The 10100-nt window shown below is 66.7% G+C and carries 10 protein-coding genes and 1 pseudogene; 3 read left to right on the forward strand and 8 right to left on the reverse strand.

The features are described from left to right. A partial coding sequence (locus B1964_RS21750) for a PQQ-binding-like beta-propeller repeat protein (protein ID WP_172398922.1) occupies positions 1 to 1257 on the forward strand: 1257 nt, incomplete at its 5' end. A gap of 26 nt (positions 1258 to 1283) precedes the next feature. On the opposite strand, the gene B1964_RS21755 is transcribed toward B1964_RS21750, so the two are convergent. From B1964_RS21755 to B1964_RS21770, 4 genes are all read right to left on the reverse strand, one after another. Beyond that, entirely contained in the window at positions 1284 to 1709 is a 426-nt protein-coding gene (locus B1964_RS21755; protein WP_006372449.1) for an HIT family protein, read from the reverse strand. Positions 1710 to 1779: 70 nt separating this feature from the next. After that, positions 1780 to 3411: a cation acetate symporter gene (locus B1964_RS21760; RefSeq protein ID WP_014358874.1), complete on the reverse strand. Its 1632-nt coding sequence runs from the start codon at positions 3409 to 3411 to the stop codon at positions 1780 to 1782. After that, the gene (locus B1964_RS21765; RefSeq protein WP_026920350.1) at positions 3408 to 3776 is read right to left on the reverse strand and encodes a DUF485 domain-containing protein; all 369 of its coding nucleotides are present in this window, start codon (positions 3774 to 3776) and stop codon (positions 3408 to 3410) included. The genes B1964_RS21760 and B1964_RS21765 overlap by 4 nt, the downstream gene beginning before the upstream one ends. 194 nt (positions 3777 to 3970) lie before the next feature. Further along, complete coding sequence (locus tag B1964_RS21770) at positions 3971 to 4909, reverse strand: SDR family oxidoreductase (RefSeq protein ID WP_079931243.1); 939 nt, start codon at positions 4907 to 4909, stop codon at positions 3971 to 3973. A gap of 192 nt (positions 4910 to 5101) precedes the next feature. Between B1964_RS21770 and B1964_RS21775 the strand changes: the two genes are divergently transcribed. Continuing rightward, positions 5102 to 5944, forward strand: a complete 843-nt coding sequence (locus B1964_RS21775) for a helix-turn-helix transcriptional regulator (protein ID WP_079931244.1) — start codon at positions 5102 to 5104, stop codon at positions 5942 to 5944. Between the two features lie 71 nt (positions 5945 to 6015). Next, positions 6016 to 6963 carry a membrane dipeptidase gene (locus B1964_RS21780; RefSeq protein ID WP_079931245.1) on the forward strand — a complete coding sequence of 316 codons (948 nt, stop codon included), beginning with the start codon at positions 6016 to 6018 and terminating at the stop codon, positions 6961 to 6963. 12 nt (positions 6964 to 6975) lie between these two features. On the opposite strand, the gene B1964_RS21785 is transcribed toward B1964_RS21780, so the two are convergent. From B1964_RS21785 to B1964_RS31190, 4 genes and pseudogenes are all read right to left on the reverse strand, one after another. Continuing rightward, the gene (locus B1964_RS21785; RefSeq protein ID WP_079931246.1) at positions 6976 to 8721 is read right to left on the reverse strand and encodes a cation acetate symporter; all 1746 of its coding nucleotides are present in this window, start codon (positions 8719 to 8721) and stop codon (positions 6976 to 6978) included. Continuing rightward, positions 8721 to 9146 (reverse strand): hypothetical protein, encoded by a 426-nt coding sequence (locus tag B1964_RS21790; protein WP_139765826.1) that lies wholly within the window; start codon positions 9144 to 9146, stop codon positions 8721 to 8723. Before B1964_RS21790 ends, B1964_RS21785 begins: the two co-directional genes overlap by 1 nt. Then, positions 9143 to 9928, reverse strand: a complete 786-nt coding sequence (locus B1964_RS21795; protein WP_079931247.1) for a LytTR family DNA-binding domain-containing protein — start codon at positions 9926 to 9928, stop codon at positions 9143 to 9145. Before B1964_RS21795 ends, B1964_RS21790 begins: the two co-directional genes overlap by 4 nt. Beyond that, a pseudogene (locus B1964_RS31190) lies at positions 9925 to 10100 on the reverse strand (sensor histidine kinase); the annotation flags it as partial. The pseudogene B1964_RS31190 and the gene B1964_RS21795, both read right to left, overlap by 4 nt.

The following is a 10100-nucleotide window of genomic DNA, read 5'->3' on the forward strand; positions in this document are numbered from 1 at the left end:
GGAGCCGTGCTCGTCGGCGCGCTTGCCGGCGGTCTGGTCGTCGTGTGCGCCGCTGTCGGCTCGATCGTCGTGGCGACACCTCGGCCGTCTGTAAAATCCGTTGCAGCGGTTCCCATCCCATCGATTCCGACAAGCCTGGGAACCCGCATCGCCTACACCGTACCTGCACTCGGTCCGTTCTCGGTGACCCCGGCCGGACCAGGTTTCGTTGTGCTGGGCCGGCGTTCGGTGGCCGCCTACCACGGTGAGACCGGGCAGCGGCGGTGGGTCCGATCGTTCGCAGATCTACCGTTCGGCTGCCGCACGGTGGGGATATGGGCTGCAGGGCCGGCCGGGCACGAGGTCGTCCTGGTCACCTGTTCGGACGGGGGGTACCGGAATGCCCTCGTCGGGATCGATGCCGTGTCGGGAGAGCGCCTGTGGACCAACGCCGAAGGTTGGCGAGTTCGGGTACCCGGGGCCACAAGGGCGTCGATCGTGGGGGTGATCGTTTACGACCGCAACGACCGCCCCACGACCATCGGAGCGCTCGATGTCCGCACCGGCCACACGCGATGGACGACGCCGACCCGTGAGTGTTTCGGTGGCTTGAGGGTGTCGACGACGTCATCGGCGGTGGTGGCCATCTCGACCTGCGGGGAGCGGCCATCGCTCGTGGCATTCCATGCGACGTCGGGAGTCGCGCGTACCATCGGCCTCCCGACGTCGCCGGACTCCGAGGCGTCGATCATCGCCGTGGACGGTGACCGTGTGGCGACAGTGTTCGAGCGTCAGTCGATTCACGAGCGAAAGTTGGCGATTGTCGATGTGTCACAGAAAGATTCGGTCACGACAGTGCCCGGCGCGACCGATCCACCCGGTCCGGGGTTGTTGATGAGGGCCGGAGACCAAGCCCGTTACCTGCAATCCGACTGGTATGGCACCGACGGCCGAACCATGAGCGGGATGGTCGATCTGCGAAGCGCGTCGTTCTCGACCATCCGTGGTGCCGATCTCTACCCGAACGGGATACCCGACGAGATTCCGGTCGGACAACGACTCGCCGCCGTCGGCGATGGCATCGTGAGCGGGGTGGTGGCCACGACCGGACCGAATGTCGTGGCGGTGATCGCCGCCGATGGGCAGGCAACGACGCGACCCGCGCCTTGCGACAAGCTATCCGGGGTCCTGCCGGTACCCGGCGCCATCCTGATGACCTGCTTCCGCCGCGATCGACCGAACACCGTGAACGACGTCGTCGTGCTGGGTATTCGGTAACCCCGGCCGAGGGGCGCGCAGGCCCCTCAGCCCAGCGCGACCGACAGCCGATCCGCGAAGTCCGTCATCACCTGTCGATCTCCCGGGACACCCGGCTGCCAGGGCAGTCGCAGGCGGTCCCGATCCCGATCGGCGTAACGCGGTATGACGTGCAGGTGAAAGTGGAAGACGGTCTGCCAGGCGTCGGCGCCGCAGCAGTTGAGGAGATTCACGCCGTCGGCGTCGAGGTCGCCGACCACGGCGCGGGCGATCCGCTGCGCTTCGAGGGTGACCGCGGTCAGATCCTGCGCATCGATGTCGAGTAGATCGGTGCTGTGGCGCTTGGGGATCACCAGCAGATGGCCGTCGTTGCCCGGCGCGATGTCCATGAACGCGTAGGTGGCCTCGGTTTCCGACACCCGGACACTCGGCGCCGTACCCGCGACGATCGCGCAGAAGATGCAGTTGGTCATGCCCGAATGGTAAAGGCGTGTCTCCCGAGATCACCTCGGGAGACACGCCTTCGGGTCGTCGGATGGCGTCTTAGTGCGCCACCGCCTCTTCGGCGCCCACGCCGGTCAGGGAGCGAACCTCCATCTCGGCGTTGCGTTCCGGGGTACCGCGATCCGACGGCGAGGTCAGCGTGCCGACGATACCGAGCACGAAGGCCAACGGGATCGAGACGATGCCGGGATTCTCCAACGGGAACCAGGCGAAGTCGGCGCCGGGAATCATCGAGGTGGCCTTACCGGAGACCGCGGGCGAGAACACGATGAGTAGCAGCGTCGAACCGAGGCCACCATAGATGCTCCACAGCGCACCGCGGGTGTTGAAGCGCTTCCAGTACAGCGAATACACAATTGTCGGCAGATTGGCCGCAGCGGCGATGGCGAACGCCAGGGCCACCAGGAAGGCCACGTTCTGGCCGTTGGCGAGAATGCCGAGCACGATTCCGAGGACGCCGAGAGTGATTGCAGCGTAGCGTGATACGCGGACCTGGTCGTCCTCGCTGACCTTGCCGCGCTTGATGACGCTGGCGTAGATGTCGTGGGCGAAGGACGCCGAGGCGGTGATCGTCAGTCCGGCGACGACGGCGAGGATCGTCGCGAACGCGACGGCTGCGATGATGCCGAGCAGGATCGTGCCACCGAGTTCGAAGGCGAGTAGTGGCGCTGCGGCGTTCTCCTTGCCGGCGGCCGCGAGGATGCGGTCGGGTCCGACGATCGCGGCGGCACCGTAACCGAGGATGAGGGTGAACAGGTAGAACGCACCGATGAGCGCGATCGCCCAGACCACCGAGCGCCGAGCCTCTTTCGCGGTCGGGACGGTGTAGAAACGCATCAGCACATGCGGTAGGCCGGCGGTGCCGAGAACCAGGGCGATGGCCAGTGAGATGAAGTTGATCTGCGATTCCATCGACCCGCCGTACTTGGCGCCGGGCGCGAGAACGTCACGGGCGGCGACCTTTTCGCTAGACGATCCGCTGATCGCATCCTGGGCGCCGCCCAGGATGTGGGACACGTTGAGCCCGAACTTGGCCAGCACCAGGACCGTCATGAACGCGGCACCCGCGATCAGCAGTACGGCCTTGATGATCTGCACCCAGGTGGTGCCCTTCATTCCGCCGACGAGCACGTAGACGATCATCAGCGCGCCGACCACGGCGATCACGATCGACTGCCCGGTCCGCGAGGTCACGTCGAGCAGCAGGGCGACCAGGCCGCCGGCACCGGCCATCTGCGCCAGCAGATAAAACAGCGAGACCGCCAGTGTCGAGATCGCCGCCGCCAGTCGTACCGGGCGCTGCTTGAGGCGGAAGCTCAAGACGTCGGCCATGGTGAATTTGCCGGTGTTGCGCAGCAATTCGGCGACGAGCAGCAGCGCCACCAACCATGCCACGAGGAATCCGATGGAGTAGAGGAAGCCGTCATAGCCGTACACGGCGATGGCGCCGGCGATGCCGAGGAAGCTCGCGGCGGACAGATAGTCACCGGCGATGGCGATGCCGTTCTGGGGTCCGGAGAACGCGCGGCCACCGGTGAAGTAGTCGGTGGCCGACGCGTTCTTCTTGCTCGCGCGGATCACCACGAACAACGTGATGGCGACGAAGGCGACGAAGATGGCGATGTTCGCGATGGGGTTACCCACGGCGGCAGATGCTGCGAGAGTGGTCATTTGGCGGCCTCGTTCATCATCTCGGTGCGGATCGCCTCGGCCTTGGGGTCGAGGTCACGATTGGCGAAACGGACGTAGAGCCCGGTGATGACGAACGTCGTCACGAACTGCAACAGGCCGAGAATGAGCCCGAGGTTGATGTCACCCCACACCCGGGTTGCCATGAAGTCGTGCGCGAACGCCCCGAGCAGCACGTACACCGCGTACCACAGCAGGAAGAAGGCGGTCATCGGGAACACGAAGCGGCGCAGGGTGCGCTTGAGATCCTGGAATTGCGGGCTGGCCTGCATCGCGACGTATTGTTCGCCCGTCGGATGCGCGGGCGCCGGCGGCGGCGCCGGCGTGGGTTGGTCGACAGTGGACACGAGATCCTCCCAAGCTGTGATGGTTCGCCGAACTGTGATGGGCGATAACTCATAGCTTTGATGAGGTTCACATCACACACAATGCAGTGGTGTGCGTCACGCGACGAAGCCGGGGTTCGATGCGGTGGGCGGTCGATCGGCCCCGATGAACGGTCGCTGAGTGTGCCTGTCGGGAGATCACTCCGTCGGAAACGTCACCCCGGAAACGTCACCCCGGTGAGCTGCTCAGTGAGCTCCCACATCCGAGCCCCGTCTTCGGGACTGCGTAGCCGCGAGTAGAGCGTTTGCTCGGCAGGTCGACCACCGAGACCGCGGATGCCGTTCGGGCCGAAGAACTTCCCGCCCTGGTCGCCGGGGGTGGTTGCCGCCATCAGTGCGGGGAGGCTTGCGCTGGATATGGTGCCCATGACGCCGAGCCGGGAGAACAGGGTGATGAGGCGCCGGGTCGGCACCGCCTGTGTGCGACCGATCTCGGGACGTGCGGCGAGCAGGTTCGTCGGTGCCACCCCGGGATGAGAGAGGTTGGCGGTGATACCCCACCCGTTGGCTTTGCTGCGCCGGTCGAGTTCCAGCCCGAGCAGTCCATAGGCGATCTTCGAATGGCTGTAGGCGCCCATGCTGTCGTAGGAGCGCTCCCAATTGGGGTCATCCCAATTCACTGCTCCCTGATTGGCGGCGATGCTGATCTGGAGGGTGACCCTGGCCCGCCCGTCTCGCAGCAGCGGGAAGAGACGCGCGATGAGGGCTGCGTGGCCGAGATGATTGGTACCGAACTGGAGCTCGAAGCCGTCGGCGGTGCTCTGCCTCTCCGGTGGGTTCATCACCCCCGCGTTGCCGATGAACATGTGGATCGGCTTGCCGTCGGAAAGCAGTGTCTGGCTGAACTCGGTGACGGACTCCAACGACGAGAGATCAAGGTGATGCAGTGCGAGGTCGGCGGTGGGTGCGGTGCTGCGAATCGTGTGCTCCGCCGCCCGGCCCTTCTCCATGTTGCGGACCGGCAGGATCAGCTCGGCGCCGGCGTCGGCGAGCCGGCCGGCGATGGCCAGCCCGATGCCGTCGCTGCCGCCGGTGAGAAGGGCGCGGGTGCCGGTGAGGTCGGTGATGGCGAGGTCGGTGGATCGGCGTGCCATGAGGATTGTCCTTTCGGGGTATTCAGTGGTCGCCATCGAGTGTGTGTGCTCGGCGAGAAGGTAGCCACTGTCTGGCAATCCGTGGTTGGGCAATGCGTGGGCGCCAGAGCAGCGGATCAGCGAAGGTGGGATCAGCAAGTCCTGGCTGCGCGCAAGTCCCGACGCTACAAAGGACGAAAGAAGGAGGAGTCGATGACCGTTGATCGGACCGGGCTCGCGGAGTTCTTGCGGAATCGGCGTGAGGCGTTACAACCCGAGGACGTCGGATTGCCTCGTGGTCAGCGCCGCCGCACCGAAGGATTGCGCCGTGAGGAAGTCGCGGCGCTGTGCCATATGTCGACCGACTACTACGCACGGCTCGAGCGTGCCAGCGGGCCCCAGCCGTCCGAGCAGATGATCGCGTCGATCGCTCAGGGCCTTCACCTCAATCTCCAGGAACGTGATCACCTGTATCGGCTCGCCGGGCACTCACCGCGGGCGCGGGGGGTCTCGGGACAACACCATATTTCGCCGGGCCTCCTCCGGGTGCTCGACCGTCTCGATGACACGCCGGCCGAAATCGTCACCGAGCTCGGTGAGACGCTGCGCCAGAGCCCGATGGGCGTCGCCCTCACCGGCGACCTGACCGGGTATCAAGGCCCGGCCCGCAGCATCACCTATCGATGGTTCACCGATCCCGCGACCCGTGCGCGCTACGCGCCCGCGGATCACGAGCAACTCGGTCGAGTTTTCGCCTCCGGACTGCGCGAAACGGTCGCCAGGCGCGGCCGGGACTCGTATGCAGCCCATCTCGTCGATCTCCTCCTGGCCGAGAGTGCGACGTTCCGGGCGGTGTGGGATCGCCACGAAGTCGGTCTACGGTTCACGACCGGCAAACGGTTCGTACACCCGGAGGTCGGGCTCCTCGAACTCGAATGCCAGTCGCTGATCGACCCCGAGCAGTCGCATTTGTTGCTGGTGTACACCGCAACGCCCGGCTCCGAAAGTCATCAGAAGCTGGCTTTGCTCTCGGTCATCGGCAGTGGCGTGGCCTGAGTGCCCGTCCTTGGCCGGCGGCGGTCCACGATCGGCCAGAATGACCCGATGACGACGTCGAGGATCGCTTCATGACGCTCCTGTGGGATCAGCACGCCTGCCTGCCGTTGCAGCCCGACGCTGACGTGGCCTACCTCGAACGATTCACCCGCGATGCGCCGACGTATGTGTCGGTCAACGTCGGCTACGCCCCGCAGAGCTTCACTGATTCAACGCTGCTGCTCGATCGTTTCGGTGCCGCAATTGCCGCCCATCCAGGGCTGACGCAGGCGTGGACCATCCCCGACATCGACGCCGCGGGCGCGCGCGGACAGATCGCCGTCGCCTTCGATCTCGAGGACTCCAACCCGCTCGACGGCGATCTCGACAACGTGGCGCGATTCGTCGAACTCGGGGTTCGCACGATGCTGCCGTCCTACAACCACGCCAACCGCGCCGGGTGCGGATGCCTCGACACCGACGACACCGGGCTGACCGCGTGGGGTCGCGACCTCGTTGCCGAGATGAACAACGTCGGGATGGTTCCCGACGGCTCGCACTGCTCGGTGCGCACCGGCCTGGATTTGTGTGCGGCGTCGAGCAAGCCGGTCATCTACAGCCACTCGTGCATGCGCGCGGTGTGGGAGCATCCTCGCAACATCACCGACGAGCAGGCTCGTGAGTGCGCCGCGACCGGCGGTGTCGTCGGGATCACCGGCGTCGGGATCTTCCTCGGCCCCAACACCCCCACACTGGAGGCGATGACCCGCCACCTCGAGTATGCGGTCGAACTCGTCGGCATCGAGCACGTCGGCGTCAGCACCGATCACTCCTTCGACGCCGAGGACTTCCTCGCCGAGATCCGCGACCATCCCGAGGCGTTCGACGAGACCTACACGAGGTGGGGTCCGATCCGCTGGATGGCGCCCGAGGTTTTCGTCACCCTGGGAAGCCATCTCGCCCAACGGGGTTGGGCCGCCGACGACATCACCGCGATACTGGGAGGCAATTTTCGGCGGGTCGCTGAGTGCTCGTGGTGAGCGTCTCGACACTCACGCCGATCCGTCGCGGGGGAGGCGTTCGACGCCCATCCCGACCCGTTCGGGGACGTGCATCCGCGCGAAGGTGCGCGAGAGGTCGCCGGGCACGCGGGTGTGGGTGGCGAGGCTGACGAGCATCATCGTCGCGAAGGCGAGCGGCACCGTCACCGCCGCGGGGAAACCGACGATGACCGCGGGCCATCCGCCCAGCGAGGTGTCCCCGATACCGCCGGCGATCGCCAATGATGTTGCGGTGCCCGACGACAGACCACCGACCAGCATGCCGGCGATGGCACCCGCGGGGGTCAGGCGGCGCCACCAGATACCGAGGATCAGCAATGGGCACAGGGTTGAGGCCGCGACTGCGAACACCAGGCCGACCGTGCGTGACAACTCCAGAGACGTTGCGGCCACACTGAACACAATGGGGATCACCCCGCCGATCACGGCGGCGACCCGGAAATCGCGGATGCGCCCACGCAAGACGTCGGTGGAGATCGCCCCGGCCACACTGACGAGCAGTCCCGACGAGGTCGCGAGGAACGCGGCGATCGCGCCCGCGGCCACCAGCGCGGCGAGGAGTTGGCCGGCCACTCCGCCGATCGCCGCCGACGGCAACAGCAGCACCGCCGCATCGGAGGTGCCCGTGATCAACAGTTGCGGCACATAGAGTCTCGCGAAGACCCCGAGCAACATCGGGAACAGGTAGAACAGGCCGAGGAGGGCGATCACCGTCAGGGCGGTCCGGCGTGCGGAGCGTCCGTCCGGGTTGGTGTAGAACCGCACCAGCACATGCGGCAGCCCCATGGTGCCGAGGAAGGTCGCGATGATGATCGAATACACCTGGTACAGAGGATGATTACCGCCGAGCCCACCGCCTGGCGCCACCCAGGACGCACCGGTCGTCGGGGCGCCGGCCACCACCGGGGTGGCCGCGCCGGCGTCGAGCCGGATGGTGCTGCCCGAGCTCAATGTGTACTCGCCGGGCGCGCGAAAGGCGGCACCATCGACGTGTGAGCCGTCGATGGTGCCGGTGACGTGCACTCCGGCGGTTTCCGGGACCGACAGCACGGTGTCGGTGGTGATGGTGACAGTGGTGGCGACGTCGACGCGCGGCGGCGCGGGCTCGCCGACCGGTTCGCGGTGTGCGAGGAACACGATCACCAGGGCCAGTGCGGGTACCCCGATCGCAGTCAGCTTCAACCAGTATTGAAAGGCCTGGACGAACGTGATCGAGCGCATGCCACCGCCGACGACGTTGACGATCACGATCACCCCGACAGATACCGCGCCCACCCAGACCGGTACGTCCAGCAGGATGCTGAGTGTCAGTCCGGCGCCCTGGAACTGGGGGATCAGATACAACACGCACACGACGACCACCACCAGCATCGCCATCTGGCGTGCGGGCCTCGACGAGAGTCGGAACTCGGCGAAGTCGGGCACGGTGTAGGCGCCCGAGCGTCGCAGCGGGGCGGCAACGAACAGCAACAGGCCCAGGTATCCCGCGGTGAAACCGACCGGATACCACAGGGCATCCGCACCGTATTTGGCGACGAGTCCGGCGACGCCGAGAAATGATGCCGCCGAGAGGTATTCGCCGGATACCGCGGCGGCATTCCAGCGGGAGCCGACGCTGCGCGAGGCCACCAGGAAGTCCGAGGTGGTGCGCGCGAATCGCCCACCGTAGGCACCGATGACGATGGTCGCCAGTGCCGCGGCGACGAGCGCGAACGCGGTCAGGATCGTCCCCGACATCAGTCGTGCTCCGAGGGGCCGGCGCCCGCGTCGTCGTCGACGACGCCCATGAAGTCACGCTCGGCCTGCTCGGCCAGATGTACGTAGAGTCTGCCGAACAGATACAGCAGCGGATAGACGAGCACCCCGAGGACCAACCAGGACACCCGGATGCCGAACACCGTGTACTCGCCGAGCGCTGGAAAGACGATGCCCAGCAACGGAACCAGTGCGATGATCGCCGTCACGCTCAGGCCCAGCCGCAACGCCAGACCCAGCTGTGCGCGCATCAGGCCGCGCACCAGGGCGTCGCCGACCTCGGTCTGTTCGTGCACCTCCACGCGCGTGCGCACCACGCGTGCGCCGCGTCGGCGGGCCAGCACCACCCGCTCCCGCTGGGGCGGACGCTCCGGGCCCGGAGTTGTCTCGCCCCGGTCCGAGATCACTGGTCGTCCCCGGTTCGGTAGGCGCGCATCGGGTCCCGGATGAGGCGATCCTTGAGTTCTCGGACCTGCCGGCGGCTCACCGGGAGTTCCACCGCCTCCGAGCGGCCGTTGGCGCGCACCGCCACCATCGTCGTCGAGCCGGAGGCCCGCAGCCCGGTCACCATACCCAGCGCCACCAGATACGACCGGTGAATACGCGCGAATCCCTTGTCCTGCCATCGGGATTCGAGGGTGGACAGCGGAATCCGCACGAGGTGTGCACCGTCCGCCGAATGCAGCCGGGCGTAATCGCCGACGGCCTCGACCCACGAGATCGAATCCCGTCGGATCAACGAGGTAACCCCGCCCAGTTCGACGGGGATGACGTCGTCGTCACGCGCGGTCGACTCGGAGGGCGTCGCGGGTGGGGCGGCCGCGGCGGCGACCCGATCCACCGCCTCACGTAACCGGTCCTCGCGTAACGGTTTCAGCAGATAGTCCAGCGCGCCGACGTCGAATGCGTCGACCGCGCGGTCGTCGTGGGCGGTGACGAACACGATCTGTGGGGGACTGCTGAGCTTGCGCAGCACGGTGGCCAATTCGATGCCCGAGAGGCCGGGCATGTTGATGTCGAGGAAGACCGCGTCGATCCGGTGGTCGCCGAGTTCACGCAGCGCTCCGGTGGCATCGCCGGCGGCGAAGACCTCGCCGATCCCGGGCGCGCGGCGCAGCAGGAACACCAGTTCGTCGAGGGCAGGGCGCTCGTCGTCGACAGCCAGGACCGACAATGCCATGGGTGTCATACTCGCACCCCGGCACGGAATTTGGGGACCCGCATCCCGACCTTGGTGCCCGCTCCGATACCGGTGTCGACCACCAGCCCGTAGTCGTTGCCGAAAGCTGCGCGCAGCCGATGGTCGACATTGGTGAGTCCGACCCGGGCTCCCGCCGATTCGTCTCGGGAGGCGGGGGGGG

It is taken from the genome of Gordonia sp. i37 (genome assembly GCF_002043085.1).
In the GTDB taxonomy this organism is placed as follows: Bacteria; Actinomycetota; Actinomycetes; order Mycobacteriales; family Mycobacteriaceae; genus Gordonia; species Gordonia polyisoprenivorans.

Bases quoted from the DNA above. Each gene is read 5' to 3' on its own strand.
- B1964_RS21755 (WP_006372449.1), bottom strand. From the start codon at position 1,709: ATGACCAACTGCATCTTCTGCGCGATCGTCGCGGGTACGGCGCCGAGT.
- B1964_RS21760 (WP_014358874.1), bottom strand. From the start codon at position 3,411: ATGACCACTCTCGCAGCATCTGCCGCCGTGGGTAACCCCATCGCGAAC.
- B1964_RS21770 (WP_079931243.1), bottom strand. From the start codon at position 4,909: ATGGCACGCCGATCCACCGACCTCGCCATCACCGACCTCACCGGCACC.
- B1964_RS21775 (WP_079931244.1), top strand. From the start codon at position 5,102: ATGACCGTTGATCGGACCGGGCTCGCGGAGTTCTTGCGGAATCGGCGT.
- B1964_RS21780 (WP_079931245.1), top strand. From the start codon at position 6,016: ATGACGCTCCTGTGGGATCAGCACGCCTGCCTGCCGTTGCAGCCCGAC.
- B1964_RS21785 (WP_079931246.1), bottom strand. From the start codon at position 8,721: ATGTCGGGGACGATCCTGACCGCGTTCGCGCTCGTCGCCGCGGCACTG.
- B1964_RS21795 (WP_079931247.1), bottom strand. From the start codon at position 9,928: ATGACACCCATGGCATTGTCGGTCCTGGCTGTCGACGACGAGCGCCCT.